Raw genomic sequence first — 15576 nt, 5'->3', positions numbered from 1 at the left:
CTGCTGAAAATCAACTATGTATCAATTCCTGCACTTCCTGCTGGCGCTGGTGGTAATCCTTGCGCTGGCCTGGCTGGTCAGCTTTGACCGCCGCAACATTCGCATTCGCTACGTTATCCAACTTATTGTGATTGAGATTGCGCTGGCATTCTTTTTCCTCCACGCCGAAAGTGGCCTGTTTGTTATTCAGTACGTCTCAGGCTTCTTCGAGTCATTACTGAAATATGCCGCCGAAGGGACCAACTTTGTATTTGGCGGAATGGGTGAAAAAGGGCTGGCCTTTATTTTCCTCGGCGTGCTGTGTCCGATTATCTTTATTTCCGCGCTGATCGGGATTCTGCAGCACTGGCGTATTCTGCCGGTGATTATCCGCGTTGTTGGCACCCTGCTGTCGAAGGTTAACGGCATGGGCAAGCTCGAATCCTTTAACGCCATCAGCTCTCTGACGCTTGGCCAGTCGGAAAACTTCATTGCTTACAAAGGGGTGCTGGGGGATCTTTCGTCGCGTCGTCTGTTCACCATGGCGGCTACCGCGATGTCGACGGTTTCACTGTCGATTGTCGGAGCCTATATGACCATGCTGGAGGCGAAATATGTGGTGGCGGCGCTGATCCTGAATATGTTCAGCACCTTTATTATCCTGACGGTGATTAACCCGACTCGCCCGGAAGCGGAGCCGGAAATTAAGCTGGAGAAGATGCATGAGTCCCAGAGCTTCTTCGAGATGCTGGGAGAATATATTCTGGCTGGCTTTAAGGTGGCGATGATTATTCTGGCGATGCTGATTGGCTTTATTGCCCTGATCAGCGCCGTTAACGCCCTCTTCTCCAGCATCTTCGGCCTGAGTTTCCAGCAGATTCTGGGTTACGTCTTCTATCCCCTGGCGTGGCTGGTGGGCATTCCACTGAGTGATGCCCTGCATGCGGGCGGGATTATGGCGACCAAGCTGGTGGCAAACGAGTTTGTGGCGATGATCGAGCTACAAAAAATCGCGGCACAGATGACCCCGCGCGGGCTGGGCATTCTGTCGGTGTTCCTGGTCTCCTTCGCCAACTTTGCCTCGATCGGCATTGTGGCCGGGGCGATTAAGGGGCTGAACGAGCAGCAGGGCAACGTGGTGTCGCGCTTTGGCCTGCGCCTGGTGTACGGCGCAACGCTGGTAAGCCTGTTATCGGCGAGTTTTGCGGGATTAGTGTTGTAGTTTATTGCCCGGCGGCGCTGCGCTTGCACGGGCCTACGGGTTTCGTAGGCCGGGTAAGCGCTAGCGCCACCCGGCAGATTTCATCAAAACTGCACGCACACCGGCTGGTCGACGCGCATCACTGACTCCTGGGCAAAGCGCTGCTTATAAATCCTTCGCAGCGTCTCGATGTTGCTCTCGCTCTGCGCATCTTTCCCGTGGATCAGCATCAACGCCTTGCTCGATTCGCGCGCCACTTTCCCGTCATTCCCCAGCCACTGCCCACGCGCATCAAACACCGTTAAGCCATCGCGAAAACGCGGGGTCACGTCCTGATCGACAAACTGCTGCCACTCCTGGCCGGTGATCGCCTCCCCTGCCGGACGGTTCAGGCCAAAATAGAGGGTGGTTTGCTGCATCTGATTATCGGCTTTGCAGGTGTTATCCGCGGTGCTGTGGGATGGGGCGTTGCAGCCGGCCAGCAGTAATATTGCGCCAGCCATGAGCCCTGTTTTGAATGTCATTGTTCGCTATCCTCATTATTTTTTTAGCACAGCGATATGACCGTAAGTTGCAGAAATTAGCAATAAAAAAAGCCGGGCATGCCCGGCTTAGATTCCGAAGATGATGGTTCCCCCTCACCCCGGCCCTCTCCCTCAGGGAGAGGGAGAAGACAAATTACTCAGCCTGTAACTTCGTTGGCGGTGCGGAGTGGTAATGTGCATCTGCGTCAGCAAAGCGTTTCTGCATGGTGGCAGAAGGGGCTTTACCCAGCAGACTGAAGACCACAATCCCGATGCTGCCGAAGATAAAGCCTGGAATGATTTCGTACAGCCCCAGCCACGCGAACTGCTTCCAGACGATCACGGTGACCGCACCGATAATCATCCCCGCCAGCGCGCCATTGCGGGTCATGCGGGACCACAGCACCGAGAACAGCACCACTGGACCAAAAGCAGCACCGAAGCCTGCCCAGGCGTAGCTCACCAGACCCAGCACGCGGTTTTCCGGGTTTGCCGCCAGGGCGATGGAGACCAGGGCCACCACCAGCACCATAAAGCGCCCGACCCACACCAGCTCTTTCTGGCTGGCGTTCTTACGCAGGAAGGCTTTGTAGAGATCTTCCGTGATGGCACTGGAGCAGACCAGCAGCTGGCAGCTCAGGGTGGACATTACCGCCGCCAGAATGGCAGAGAGCAGAATACCGGCGATCCACGGGTTGAAGAGGATCTGCGCCAGCTCGATAAACACGCGTTCGGCGTTCTGGTTCACCGCACCCGCCAGGGACGGGTTGTTGTTGAAGTAGGCAATCCCAAAGAAGCCCACTGCACAGGCCCCGCCCAGACAGAGGATCATCCAGGCCATGCTGATACGACGGGCATGAACGATGGTGTGGTGCGAGTCCGCCGCCATAAAGCGCGCCAGGATGTGCGGCTGACCGAAGTAACCCAGCCCCCAGCCCATCAGGGAGACAATCGCCACGAAGTTCAGCCCTTTCAGCATGTCGACGTTTTCGATGCTCTTCTGCTGGATCACTGCCAGAGAATCCCCCAGGCCGCCCACGGAGAGGATCACAATCACCGGGGTCAGGATCAGGGCAAAAATCATCAGGCTGGCCTGCACGGTGTCGGTCCAGCTGACGGCGAGGAACCCGCCCACGAAGGTGTAGATGATGGTTGCCGCCGCGCCCGCCCAGAGTGCCGTTTCATAGCTCATGCCGAAGGTGCTTTCGAACAGACGCGCCCCGGCCACGATGCCGGAGGCACAGTAGATGGTGAAGAACAGCAGAATAACCAGCGCAGAGATAATACGCAGGATGCGGCTCTTATCTTCGAAACGGCCAGTGAAGTAGTCCGGCAGGGTCAGGGCATTGTTGTTGGCTTCGGTGTGTACGCGCAGACGCCCGGCCACCAGCTTCCAGTTAATCCATGCGCCCAGCGTCAGACCGATGGCGATCCAGCTTTCGGAGATCCCGGAGAGGAAGATGGCGCCCGGCAGGCCCATCAGCAGCCAGCCGCTCATATCCGATGCACCCGCAGAGAGTGCAGTCACGAACGGCCCTAAACTGCGTCCGCCCAGAATGTAGTCATCAAAGTTTTTGGTAGAACGCCATGCAAGGAACCCTATCAGGATCATGCCAAAAATATAGATAAGAAATGTCACCAGCATCGGTGTGCTAATTGCCATTTAAATACTCCGCAAAGATGTTCGACAGCCTTCCCGGCTGTCTTTATTCCACCCCCGGAACGAGGGGGTGATGATGTGTGTTTCTGTTGGCCGCGCGTATCCTGCCGTATGCGTTGCCATGACACAAACGATTTAACACTGCATTTACATCAATTTCATCCCCGGTTTCACACCAGTTTGCTGGAGGTTGCACTCGCTCACGTTTTTCGCGGTTGCACCTTCAAAAAGTGTTAAGCGCCGCATGAAACCAGGGTTGACAGCGAAAATCCACATCTTTTTTATGGTTAACCATGACGTAACAATCTATTCATTTTCCAGCTTGCAAACCGGGTCACATTTAACGAGGTTGCACAAAGTTGCAACATAGTGGATATTTCACGTTAACTACACTAGCGCTACTGAATCACAGGAGTTTTTGGCATGGGCATGACCACCATGGGGGTTAAGCTGGATGACGCGACCCGCGAACGGATTAAATCGGCAGCCACGCGAATTGACCGCACGCCGCACTGGTTAATTAAGCAGGCCATCTTTAACTATCTGGAAAAGCTGGAGAGCGACGACGCCCTGCCAGAGCTGCCAGCCCTGCTGTCCGGTGCCGCCAATGAGAGCGACGAGCAGAGCGACGTTGTCGAAGAGATCCACCAGCCGTTCCTCGAATTTGCCGAGCAGATCCTGCCTCAGTCGGTAAGCCGCGCGGCCATCACCGCTGCGTACCGCCGCGCAGAGACCGACGCCGTGCCAATGCTGCTGGAGCAGGCGCGCCTGCCGGAGCCGATTGCCTCCCAGGCCCACAGCCTGGCGTATCAGTTGGCCGAAAAACTGCGCAGCCAGAAAACCGCCACCGGCCGTGCCGGGATGGTGCAGAGCCTGCTGCAGGAGTTCTCCCTTTCCTCGCAGGAGGGCGTGGCCCTGATGTGTCTGGCGGAAGCGCTGCTGCGTATCCCGGACAAAGCCACCCGCGACGCGCTGATCCGCGACAAGATCAGCAACGGCAACTGGCATTCCCACATTGGCCGCAGCCCGTCGCTGTTCGTTAACGCCGCCACCTGGGGTCTGCTGTTCACCGGCCGCCTGGTCTCCACCCACAACGAAGCCAGCCTCTCCCGCTCCCTGAACCGCATTATCGGCAAGAGCGGCGAGCCTTTAATCCGCAAAGGCGTGGACATGGCGATGCGCCTGATGGGCGAGCAGTTCGTGACCGGGGAGACCATCGCCGAAGCGCTGGCCAACGCCCGCAAGCTGGAAGATAAAGGCTTCCGCTACTCCTATGACATGCTGGGGGAAGCGGCGCTGACCGCCGCCGACGCACAGGCCTATCTGGTCTCCTACCAGCAGGCGATCCACGCCATCGGTAAAGCCTCCAACGGCCGCGGCATTTATGAAGGCCCGGGGATCTCCATTAAGCTCTCCGCCCTGCATCCGCGCTACAGCCGCGCCCAGTACGATCGGGTGATGGAAGAGCTCTACCCGCGCCTGAAGTCCCTGACCCTGCTGGCCCGCCAGTATGATATCGGGCTCAACATCGACGCCGAAGAGGCCGACCGTCTGGAGATCTCCCTCGATCTGCTGGAAAAACTGTGCTTCGAACCGGAGCTGGCGGGCTGGAACGGGATTGGCTTTGTTATTCAGGCTTACCAGAAACGCTGTCCGTTCGTGATTGACTATCTGATCGACCTCGCCACCCGCAGCCGTCGCCGCCTGATGATTCGTCTGGTGAAGGGCGCCTACTGGGACAGCGAGATCAAACGCGCCCAGATGGAGGGCCTGGAGGGCTATCCGGTCTATACCCGCAAGGTCTACACCGACGTCTCCTACCTCGCCTGCGCCAAAAAGCTGCTCGGCGTGCCGAACCTGATCTACCCGCAGTTCGCTACCCACAATGCCCACACCCTGGCGGCTATCTACCAGCTGGCCGGCCAGAACTACTATCCTGGCCAGTACGAGTTCCAGTGCCTGCACGGCATGGGGGAACCGCTGTACGAGCAGGTCACCGGTAAAGTGGCGGATGGCAAACTGAACCGTCCGTGCCGTATTTATGCTCCGGTTGGCACCCATGAAACCCTGCTGGCCTACCTGGTGCGTCGTCTGCTGGAGAACGGGGCTAACACCTCCTTCGTGAACCGTATCGCCGACGCCACCCTGCCGCTGGATGAGCTGGTGGCCGATCCGGTGCAGGCCGTCGAGAAGATGGCAGCCCAGGAGGGTCAGGTTGGTCTGCCGCATCCGAAGATTGCCCTGCCGCGCGAGCTGTACGGCGCAGGTCGCATCAACTCCTCCGGCCTGGATCTGGCCAACGAGCACCGCCTGGCATCGCTCTCCTCGTCGCTGCTCAACAGCGCCCTGCAGAAATGGCAGGCCAAACCGATCCTCGAGCAGCCGGTGAGCAACGGCGAAATGCAGCCAGTGATCAACCCGGCCGAGCCGAAAGATATCGTCGGCTTTGCCCGGGAAGCGACCGAACAGGAAGTGGATCTGGCCCTCGACAGCGCGGTAAACAACGCGCCAATCTGGTTCGCCACCCCGCCGCAGGAGCGCGCCGCGATCCTGGAGCGCGCTGCGGTGCTGATGGAAGATCAGATGCAGCAGCTGATTGGCATTCTGGTGCGCGAGGCGGGTAAAACCTTCAGTAACGCCATCGCTGAAGTGCGCGAAGCCGTTGACTTCCTGCACTACTATGCCGGTCAGGTCCGTGACGACTTTGACAACGAAACCCATCGCCCGCTGGGGCCGGTGGTCTGTATCAGCCCGTGGAACTTCCCGCTGGCGATCTTCACCGGCCAGATTGCTGCCGCCCTTGCCGCCGGTAACAGCGTGCTGGCGAAACCGGCCGAGCAGACGCCACTGATCGCCGCCCAGGGGATCAACATCCTGCTGGAAGCCGGTGTCCCGGCTGGCGTGGTGCAACTCCTGCCTGGCCGCGGCGAGACCGTGGGTGCCAAGCTGACCGCCGACAATCGCGTGCGCGGGGTGATGTTCACCGGCTCCACCGAAGTGGCTTCCCTGCTGCAACGCAATATCGCTACCCGCCTGGATGCCCAGGGCCGTCCGACTCCGCTGATCGCCGAGACCGGCGGCATGAACGCGATGATCGTCGACTCCTCCGCCCTCACCGAACAGGTGGTAGTAGATGTGGTGGCTTCGGCCTTCGACAGCGCCGGACAGCGCTGCTCCGCCCTGCGCGTGCTCTGCCTGCAGGATGATATCGCCGACCACACCCTGAAAATGCTGCGTGGCGCGATGGGCGAGTGCCGGATGGGTAACCCTGGCCGTCTGACCACCGACATTGGGCCGGTGATTGATGCCGAAGCCAAAGCCAACATCGAGAATCACATTCAGGCGATGCGCGCCAAGGGCCGCCCGGTGTTCCAGGCGGTGCGTGAGAACAGCGAAGATGCCCGCGAATGGCAGACCGGTACCTTCGTGGCGCCAACGCTGATCGAGCTGGCAAGCTTCGACGAACTGAAAAAAGAGGTCTTCGGCCCGGTGCTGCACGTGGTGCGTTACAACCGTAACAACCTCGATCAGCTTATCGAGCAGATCAACGCCTCCGGCTACGGCCTGACGCTGGGCGTGCATACCCGTATCGACGAAACCATCGCTCAGGTGACCGGCAGCGCCAAGGTCGGCAACCTGTACGTGAACCGTAATATGGTCGGCGCGGTCGTGGGTGTGCAGCCGTTCGGTGGCGAAGGGCTGTCGGGCACCGGTCCAAAAGCCGGGGGACCAATGTACCTCTACCGCCTGCTGGCGAACCGTCCGGCCAACGCCCTCGGCGTGACCCTGGGTCGTCAGGATGCACAATACCCGGTGGATACGCAGGTGAAAGCGGTCCTGACGCAGCCGCTGGAAGCGCTGGCGAGCTGGGCAGAGAAACGCCCTGAACTGCGCGCCCTGTGCCAACAGTATGGCGAGCTGGCGCAGGCCGGGACCCAGCGCGTGCTGCCTGGCCCGACCGGCGAGCGCAACACCTGGACCCTGATGCCGCGCGAGCGCGTGCTCTGCGTGGCGGATAACGAGCAGGATGCGCTGGTTCAGCTGGCGGCAGCATTAGCCACCGGGTGTGAAGTGCTGTGGCCGGAAGATGGCCTGCACCGCGACCTGGCGAAGCAGCTGCCGAAGGCGGTGACCGACCGTATTCGCTTTGCCAAAGCAGATGTGCTGACCAGTCAGCCGTTTGATGCGGTGATCTACCACGGGGATTCCGACCAGCTGCGCGAGCTGTGCGAGCTGGTGGCAGCCCGTAGCGGCGCGATTGTGTCGGTGCAGGGCTTCGCCCGTGGCGAAGACAATCTGCAGCTGGAACGTCTGTACGTGGAGCGCTCCCTCAGCGTCAACACCGCCGCCGCAGGCGGTAACGCCAGCCTGATGACCATCGGCTAAGCGTGCAATCTCTCCCCGGTGGCGCTACGCTTACCGGGGCTACACTGTGCGGCCTGATGCCCGGTGGCGCTGCGCTTACCGGGCCTACGGTTTTGATGTTGTAGGCCGGGTAAGGCGAAGCTGCCACCCGGCTTTTTTATACGGAGGGAGTCATGAAACGAGCTTTGATCGCAGGTGCCGCGTTACTGCTGAGCACCAGCGCCCTGGCGGATGAGTGCGCTAACGCCAGCACCCAACTGGACCTGAATACCTGCACCGCGCAGCAATACCAGGCGGCGGATAAAACCCTGAACCAGACTTACCAGGCTGTGATGAAGCGTGCCGCCGCACCCCAGCGCGATCTATTGAAAAAGGCGCAACAGGCGTGGATCGCCCTGCGCGATGCCGACTGCGCCGTTATCGGCTCGGGCACCGCTGGCGGCTCCGTCCAGCCAATGATCGTCAACCAGTGCATGACGGAAAAAACCAGCGAGCGCGAAGCCTTTCTGGCCTCGCTGATGCAGTGCGAAGAGGGCGATTTAAGCTGCCCTCTCCCACCCGCCAGTTAACGCACCCGAACCCCTTCGATAATCATCCGCTGCACGTTATCCACCGTGCTGTGGAAGAAGTCGTCATCCTTGAGCGACTTGCCGGTCACCGCCTCTACCTGCGCGGAAAAGTCGGCGTAGTGCTGGGTGGCGGCCCAGATCATAAAGATCAGATGATGCGGGTCCACCGGCGCCAGTTTGCCGGTGGCAACCCATCCGGCAATGATCGCCGACTTCTCATCCACCAGCGATTTCATATCCCCGCTCAGCACCGTTTTCAGCAGCGGTGCCCCCTGCAGCATCTCCAGACAGAACAGCCTTGATGCCTGGGGATAATCCCGGGAGACCTCCAGCTTGAGGCGGATATACTGCTGGATCGCCACCAGCGGGGTGAGCTCCTCACGAAACGCCTTCAACGGCGCCAGCCAGATATCAAGGATCTGTTGCAGGACGGAAACGTACAGCGCCTCTTTCGACGGGAAGTAGTAGAGCAGATTGGTTTTTGACACCCCCGCCAGCTCGGCCACCTGCTCCAGCCGCGTGCCGTGAATGCCAAACTGCGAGAAGGTCTCCAGCGCCGCCGAGAGGATCGCCTGTTTTTTCGCGCTCACCGCCTGCGAACGTTTACCGGTTGTTTTCACTGCGCCTTGTGCCATGGGCTCACTCCTTGTTGATCTGCTCCCAGCATAGCAAAAACCCTGCTGTTACCACGACAATCTGCACCGCCACCGCGCACGACTGCCTGCTTTGTGTGCAACTATTTTGACCAGACAGTCCACTTTCGCCACCTGCATTTCATCAACCAACCGTTAACACGTTAATAACATTAGCAATTTCAAACCTGGCATCGCCTTTGCAAAACAGGCTTACGCGGCTGAACAGGAGATGCAGGATGCAGCGCCACGTCTGACTTTCACCCCCACGTTGTGATGAAGAGAGGTTCGTGATGAAAATTGGCGTATTCGTTCCCATTGGCAATAACGGCTGGTTGATCTCCACCCACGCGCCGCAGTACCTGCCGACCTTCGAGCTGAACAAGGCCATCGTGCAAAAAGCGGAGCACTATCACTTCGACTTTGCCCTGTCGATGATCAAGCTGCGCGGCTTCGGCGGTAAAACCGAATTCTGGGATCACAACCTGGAGTCCTTCACCCTGATGGCCGGGCTGGCAGCGGTCACCTCGCGGATCCAGATCTACGCCACCGCCGCCACCCTTACCCTGCCTCCGGCCATCGTGGCGCGAATGGCCTCGACCATCGACACCATCTCCGGCGGCCGCTTTGGCGTTAACCTGGTCACCGGCTGGCAGAAGCCGGAGTACGAGCAGATGGGCCTCTGGCCGGGGGATGAGTACTTCTCGAAGCGCTACGACTATCTCACCGAGTATGTCCAGGTTCTGCGGGATCTGTGGGGCACCGGCAAGAGCGATTTCAAAGGCGAGTTCTTCACCATGAACGACTGCCGGGTCAGCCCGCAGCCCTCGGTGCCGATGAAGGTGATCTGCGCCGGACAGAGCGATGCGGGGATGGAATTCTCGGCGAAATATGCCGACTTCAACTTCTGCTTCGGTAAAGGGGTTAACACCCCGGCGGCCTTTGCACCAACCGCGGCCCGGATGAAAGAGGCGGCAGAGAAAACCGGGCGCGATGTCGGCTCCTACGTGCTGTTTATGGTCATCGCCGATGAAACCGACGAGGCGGCGCGGGCCAAATGGGAACACTACAAAGCCGGGGCCGACGAGGAAGCCCTGAGCTGGCTCAGCGAGCAGAGTCAGAAAGATACCCGCTCCGGGGCGGATACCAACGTGCGGCAGATGGCCGACCCGACCTCGGCGGTGAATATCAATATGGGCACCCTGGTGGGATCCTATGCCAGCGTGGCGCGGATGCTCGATGAGGTCGCCAGCGTGCCGGGTGCCGAGGGCGTGCTGCTGACCTTCGATGATTTCCTGACCGGGATTGAAACCTTCGGCGAGCGCATTCAGCCTCTGATGCAGTGCCGATCTCATATTCCTGCGTTAACGAAGGAGGTGGCGTAATGACAACATTACCCGCACGCCCTGAAGCCATCACCTTCGACCCGCAGCACAGCGCCCTGATCGTGGTGGATATGCAGAACGCCTACGCCAGCCCCGGGGGCTATCTCGATCTGGCCGGGTTTGACGTCTCCGCTACCCGGCCGGTGATTGAGAACATCAAAACCGCCGTCGCCGCCGCGCGCGCCGCCGGGATGCAGATTATCTGGTTCCAGAACGGCTGGGATGAACAGTATGTAGAGGCGGGCGGCCCCGGCTCGCCCAACTTCCATAAATCGAATGCGCTGAAAACCATGCGCCAGCGCCCGGAACTGCAGGGCAAGCTGCTGGCGAAAGGCGGCTGGGATTACCAATTGGTGAACGAGCTGGTGCCGGAGCCGGGGGATATCGTGCTGCCGAAACCGCGCTACAGCGGCTTCTTTAATACCCCGCTGGACAGCCTGCTGCGCAGCCGCGGCATTCGCCATCTGATCTTTACCGGCATCGCTACTAACGTCTGCGTGGAATCGACCCTGCGCGACGGCTTCTTCCTTGAGTATTTCGGCGTGGTGCTGGAAGACGCCACGCATCAGGCCGGGCCGGCGTTTGCCCAGCAGGCCGCGCTGTTTAACATCGAAACCTTTTTTGGCTGGGTCAGCGACGTCGCCACCTTCTGCGATGCCCTTTCCCCCGCCGCTTATGCCCGTATCGCCTGAGGAGCTCAACCATGCCGAAATCTGTGATTATTCCCCCGGGCACCAGCACCCCGATTGCCCCCTTCGTCCCCGGCACCCTGGCGGACGGGGTGGTCTACGTCTCGGGCACCCTGCCGTTCGACGCTCACAACAACGTGGTGTTTCCCGATGACCCAAAGGCGCAAACCCGTCACGTGCTACAGACCATCCAGCGCGTTATCGAAACGGCGGGCGGGACGATGGCGGACGTGACCTTCAACAGCATCTTTATTACCGACTGGAAAAACTACGCCGCGATTAACGAGATCTACGCCGAGTTTTTCCCCGGCGATAAACCGGCGCGGTTCTGCATTCAGTGCGGGCTGGTGAAACCCGAGGCGCTGGTGGAGATCGCCACCATCGCCCACATTGGCCGGTGAGGTTGCCATGAATCTTTCCCTTTCTCCCCCACCCTTTGACGGCGCACCGGTGGTGGTGCTGATCGCCGGGCTGGGGGGCAGCGGCAGCTACTGGCTGCCCCAGTTGGCTGACCTGGAGCTGGAGTATCAGGTGGTTTGCTATGACCAGCGCGGCACCGGCAACAACCCCGGCGAACTGCCGGAGACCTACAGCCTGGCGCAAATGGCCGATGAGCTGTGGCAGGCGCTGGAGACCGCCGGGATAACGCGCTTTTGCGTGGTGGGTCATGCGCTGGGGGCGCTGATCGGCCTGCAGCTGGCGGTAGATCGTCCCGCGGCCATCCGGGCGCTGGTATGCGTCAACGGCTGGCTGACGCTGCATCCCCATACCCGGCGCTGTTTCCAGGTGCGCGAGCGGCTGTTGCATGCCGGTGGCGCCCAGGCGTGGGTGGAGGCTCAGCCGCTGTTTCTCTATCCCGCCGACTGGATGGCCGCCCGTCAGCCGCGCATGGAGGCCGAAGAGGCCCTGGCGCTGGCCCATTTTCAGGGCAAAACCACCCTGCTGCGCAGGCTGAATGCCCTGAAGCGGGCCGACTTCAGTCGTCAGACAACGCATATCCGCTGCCCGGTGCAGATTATCTGTTCCGCCGACGATCTGCTGGTGCCTGCCGTCTGTTCATCCCAGCTGCACGCCGCCCTGCCCGACAGCGTTATCACGGTGATGCCCCGGGGCGGCCACGCCTGCAACGTCACCGAGCCGGATGTTTTCAACGCCCTGCTGCAAAACGGGCTCGCCAGCCTGCTGCACCGCCACGAACGTTTATCGAAGGAGCTGCCATGAGTGAAGCCATCACCCCGACCGCCCAGCACGCGCTGTTTACCGACGCGCGCACCCATAACGGCTGGCTGGACCGCCCGGTCAGCGACGAGACATTGCGCGAGGTGTACGACCTGATGAAGTGGGGCCCGACCTCCGCCAACTGCTCCCCGGCGCGGATGGTGTTTATCCGCACCCCGGAAGGCAAAGAGAAGCTGCGCCCGGCGCTTTCCAGCGGCAACCTGCAAAAGACCCTTACCGCCCCGGTGACGGCCATCGTCGCCTGGGACAGTCAGTTTTACGACCGGCTGCCGGAGCTGTTTCCCCATGGCGATGCCCGGAGCTGGTTCACCGCCAGCCCGCAGCTGGCAGAGGAGACCGCCTTTCGCAACAGCACGATGCAGGCCGCCTATCTGATTGTTGCCTGTCGGGCGCTGGGGCTCGATACCGGGCCACTGTCCGGCTTCGACCGGGAGAAGGTGGATGCGGCCTTCTTCACCGGCAGCAACCTGAGAAGCAATCTGCTGATCAACATTGGCTACGGCGACACCAGCAAGCTGTATGGCCGACTGCCGCGCCTGAGTTTTGACGACGCCTGCGGGCTGCTATAAGGAGCGAAGATGAACCTTGATAAACAAGACTTCCGGGATGCGATGGCCTGTCTGGGAGCGGCGGTAAACATCATCACCACCGACGGCCCGGCCGGCGAGGCGGGCTTTACCGCCAGCGCGGTGTGCAGCGTCACCGATTCGCCGCCGACACTGCTGGTATGCCTCAATCGCGGGGCCTCGGTGTGGCCGGTGTTTAACGATAACCGCACCCTGTGCGTTAACACCCTCAGCGCCGGGCAGGAGTCGCTGTCGAATCTGTTCGGGGGTAAAACCCCGATGGCCGATCGCTTTGCCGCTGCTGAGTGGCAGATCGGGGCCACCGGCTGTCCGCGCCTGGCGGACGCGCTGGCCTCGTTCGACTGCCGGATTAGCCAGGTGGTGAGCGTGGGCACCCACGACATTCTGTTTTGCGAGATCGTTGCAATTACCCGCCACCCGGTGCCGCAGGGCCTGGTGTGGTTTGACCGCGGCTACCACGCCCTGATGCGACCCGCCTGTTAATCCTCCTTAAGGAGCAGCTGATGGCACTATTCGGTTTTCCTCACTGGCAGTTGAAATCGACCTCAGATGAACGCGGCGTGGTCGCGCCGGATGAACGTCTCCCGCTGGCGCAAACCGCGGTGATGGGGGTGCAGCACGCGGTGGCGATGTTTGGTGCCACGGTGCTGATGCCCATTCTGATGGGGCTGGATCCCAACCTGTCGATACTGATGTCGGGCATCGGCACCCTGCTGTTTTTCTTCATTACCGGCGGACGGGTGCCAAGCTATCTCGGCTCCAGCGCGGCCTTTGTCGGGGTGGTGATTGCCGCGACGGGCTTTAGCGGTCAGGGGATCAACCCGCAGCTGAGCGTCGCCCTGGGCGGGATCATCGCCTGCGGGGCGATCTACACGGTGATTGGCCTGGTGGTGATGAAACTGGGTACCCGCTGGATCGAACGGCTGATGCCGCCTGTGGTCACCGGGGCGGTGGTGATGGCGATTGGCCTGAACCTGGCCCCCATCGCCGTGAAAGGCGTGTCCGGCTCGGCGTTTGACAGCTGGATGGCGGTGGTGACGGTGCTGTGCATCGGCCTGGTAGCGGTGTTTACCCGGGGGATGATCCAGCGGCTGCTGATCCTGGTCGGGTTGATCCTCGCCTGCCTGATCTACGCCCTGCTGACCAGCGTTTTCGGGCTCGGCAAACCGGTCGATTTTGCCCTCGTCCAGCAGGCGGCGTGGTTCGGCCTGCCGCAGCTCACCTCGCCGACCTTTAACGGCCAGGCGATGATGCTGATCGCCCCGGTGGCGGTGATCCTCGTGGCGGAAAACCTCGGCCACCTGAAGGCGGTGGCCGGGATGACCGGGCGTAATATGGACCCGTATATGGGGCGGGCCTTTGTCGGTGACGGGCTGGCGACCATGCTCTCCGGCTCGGTGGGCGGCAGCGGCGTGACCACCTATGCCGAGAATATCGGCGTGATGGCGGTGACCAAAGTCTACTCGACGCTGGTGTTCGTGGCGGCGGCAGTCATCGCTATCCTGCTCGGCTTTTCACCTAAATTTGGCGCGCTGATCCACACCATCCCGGCGGCGGTGATTGGCGGAGCGTCGATTGTGGTGTTTGGCCTGATTGCGGTGGCCGGGGCGCGGATCTGGGTGCAGAACCGGGTCGATCTCAGTCAGAACGGCAACCTGATTATGGTCGCCGTGACCCTGGTGCTGGGCGCCGGTGATTTCGCCCTCTCCCTCGGGGGCTTTACCCTCGGCGGGATCGGCACCGCCACCTTTGGCGCGATTGCGCTCAACGCCCTGCTCAGCCGCCGGATGGCGGGGGTAGCTCAGGGCGATGTCGTGACTCAGGAGCCTTGATCCAGCGTGGCGCTGTCGGCCTCCGCCAGCGCCTTTTTCTTTCTTTTCAGCTTCAGCTCGCTCACCAGCACGCCGGCAATGATAAAGGCCGCCCCCACCAGGGCGAGCAGCGGCAGACGCTCCCCGGCCAGACGACCAAAGATCCCCGCCCATACCGGCTCCCCGGTATAGATCACCGTCGCCCGGGTCGGGGAGACGCTGCGCTGGGCCCAGTTCATCGTCACCTGAATGATGGCGCTGAAAATCCCCAGCCCAAGGGCGACAATCACCAGCCCGGATGAGATAGGCGGGACGGACTCCCCGGCCGGGATCATGGCCAGAAACGCCACCAGCGAGGCGGTCGCCAGCTGCACGACGGTGACGCGCTTAACGTCCACCTTCCCGGCCCAGGCGCTGATCAAGATAATCTCCGCGGCAATCGCCACCGCGCCCACCAGGGTGATTATCTCCCCCTTGCCGAGTGCCAGCAGGTTATCGTCGGGCCCCGCCAGCAGGATCAGGCCGATAAAGGCCAGCACGATGCCGATGCAGGACATCACGCCCGGCATCCGGCGCAGGCAGAGCCACTGTAACAGCGGCACCAGCGGGACATACATGGCGGTGATAAACGCCGACTTACTGCTGGGAATGGTTTGTAATCCCCAGGTTTGCAGGCTGTAGCCCATCGCAATAGAGACGCCGATTGCCAGACCGGCTTTCAGCTCGGTCATGGTCAGCCCAGGCAGGGTTTTCAACGAGATGATCGCCACCGCGATGGCCGCCGTGGCGAAACGCAGACCGACAAAAAAGAAGGGATCGCTGAGCGTGACCGCGTACTGCACGGCAAGAAATGTCCCACCCCAGAACATGGTGATAAGGATCAGGATCGCTTCCTGCGGTTTGATCGAAAAGGCATAGCGGGAGGAGGACATGGG

The 15576-nt window shown here is 60.9% G+C and carries 14 protein-coding genes; 10 read left to right on the top strand and 4 right to left on the bottom strand.

The annotated features are described in order from the left end of the window. The first annotated feature begins 16 nt into the window (after positions 1–16). On the top strand, positions 17–1201 hold the full coding sequence (locus SOM40_RS08145) for a NupC/NupG family nucleoside CNT transporter (RefSeq protein WP_262673190.1): 1185 nt from the start codon (positions 17–19) through the stop codon (positions 1199–1201). Positions 1202–1284: 83 nt separating this feature from the next. Here the strand turns inward: SOM40_RS08145 and SOM40_RS08140 are convergent, their stop codons facing one another. Together SOM40_RS08140 and putP are read right to left on the bottom strand one after the other, a co-directional pair. Next, positions 1285–1704: a DUF3574 domain-containing protein gene (locus SOM40_RS08140; RefSeq protein WP_320457074.1), complete on the bottom strand. Its 420-nt coding sequence runs from the start codon at positions 1702–1704 to the stop codon at positions 1285–1287. A gap of 154 nt (positions 1705–1858) precedes the next feature. Then, positions 1859–3367, bottom strand: coding sequence for a sodium/proline symporter PutP (gene putP / locus SOM40_RS08135; protein ID WP_106992673.1), 1509 nt, complete (start codon positions 3365–3367; stop codon positions 1859–1861). A gap of 420 nt (positions 3368–3787) precedes the next feature. On the opposite strand from putP, the gene putA reads away from it, so the two are divergent. Together putA and SOM40_RS08125 are read left to right on the top strand one after the other, a co-directional pair. Further along, positions 3788–7750, top strand: coding sequence for a trifunctional transcriptional regulator/proline dehydrogenase/L-glutamate gamma-semialdehyde dehydrogenase (gene putA / locus SOM40_RS08130; protein WP_320457075.1), 3963 nt, complete (start codon positions 3788–3790; stop codon positions 7748–7750). 152 nt (positions 7751–7902) lie between these two features. Next, the gene (locus SOM40_RS08125) at positions 7903–8298 is read left to right on the top strand and encodes a lysozyme inhibitor LprI family protein (protein WP_166182092.1); all 396 of its coding nucleotides are present in this window, start codon (positions 7903–7905) and stop codon (positions 8296–8298) included. On the opposite strand, the gene rutR is transcribed toward SOM40_RS08125, so the two are convergent. Continuing rightward, positions 8295–8933 (bottom strand): HTH-type transcriptional regulator RutR, encoded by a 639-nt coding sequence (rutR, locus tag SOM40_RS08120; protein WP_106992670.1) that lies wholly within the window; start codon positions 8931–8933, stop codon positions 8295–8297. The genes SOM40_RS08125 and rutR overlap by 4 nt on opposite strands. Positions 8934–9223: 290 nt before the next feature. Here rutR and rutA point away from each other — a divergent pair, with 290 nt between their 5' ends. The 7 genes from rutA to rutG are packed head-to-tail and all read left to right on the top strand — an operon-like array spanning position 9224 to position 14662. Then, positions 9224–10315, top strand: coding sequence for a pyrimidine utilization protein A (gene rutA / locus SOM40_RS08115; protein ID WP_106992669.1), 1092 nt, complete (start codon positions 9224–9226; stop codon positions 10313–10315). Continuing rightward, positions 10315–11007, top strand: coding sequence for a pyrimidine utilization protein B (gene rutB / locus SOM40_RS08110; protein WP_320457076.1), 693 nt, complete (start codon positions 10315–10317; stop codon positions 11005–11007). Before rutA ends, rutB begins: the two co-directional genes overlap by 1 nt. An 11-nt stretch (positions 11008–11018) precedes the next feature. Next, positions 11019–11405, top strand: coding sequence for a pyrimidine utilization protein C (gene rutC, locus SOM40_RS08105; RefSeq protein ID WP_106992667.1), 387 nt, complete (start codon positions 11019–11021; stop codon positions 11403–11405). 7 nt (positions 11406–11412) lie between these two features. Next, on the top strand, positions 11413–12225 hold the full coding sequence (gene rutD / locus SOM40_RS08100) for a pyrimidine utilization protein D (RefSeq protein ID WP_320457077.1): 813 nt from the start codon (positions 11413–11415) through the stop codon (positions 12223–12225). Continuing rightward, positions 12222–12812 carry a malonic semialdehyde reductase gene (locus SOM40_RS08095; protein WP_320457078.1) on the top strand — a complete coding sequence of 197 codons (591 nt, stop codon included), beginning with the start codon at positions 12222–12224 and terminating at the stop codon, positions 12810–12812. Before rutD ends, SOM40_RS08095 begins: the two co-directional genes overlap by 4 nt. A gap of 9 nt (positions 12813–12821) precedes the next feature. Beyond that, complete coding sequence (gene rutF, locus SOM40_RS08090; RefSeq protein ID WP_320457079.1) at positions 12822–13313, top strand: NADH-dependent FMN reductase RutF; 492 nt, start codon at positions 12822–12824, stop codon at positions 13311–13313. Between the two features lie 20 nt (positions 13314–13333). Then, complete coding sequence (gene rutG, locus SOM40_RS08085) at positions 13334–14662, top strand: pyrimidine utilization transport protein G (protein ID WP_166182088.1); 1329 nt, start codon at positions 13334–13336, stop codon at positions 14660–14662. On the opposite strand, the gene SOM40_RS08080 is transcribed toward rutG, so the two are convergent. Then, positions 14650–15573, bottom strand: coding sequence for a DMT family transporter (locus SOM40_RS08080; RefSeq protein ID WP_166182087.1), 924 nt, complete (start codon positions 15571–15573; stop codon positions 14650–14652). The two genes, rutG and SOM40_RS08080, sit on opposite strands and share 13 nt — an antisense overlap. Positions 15574–15576 lie beyond the last annotated feature (3 nt).

The organism is Leclercia sp. CFBP8987 (genome assembly GCF_034044995.2).
GTDB lineage: Bacteria > Pseudomonadota > Gammaproteobacteria > Enterobacterales > Enterobacteriaceae > Enterobacter > Enterobacter tamurae.
The sequence above is the reverse complement of the archived record's forward strand: the minus strand, read 5'-3'. Positions and strand labels throughout refer to the sequence as shown.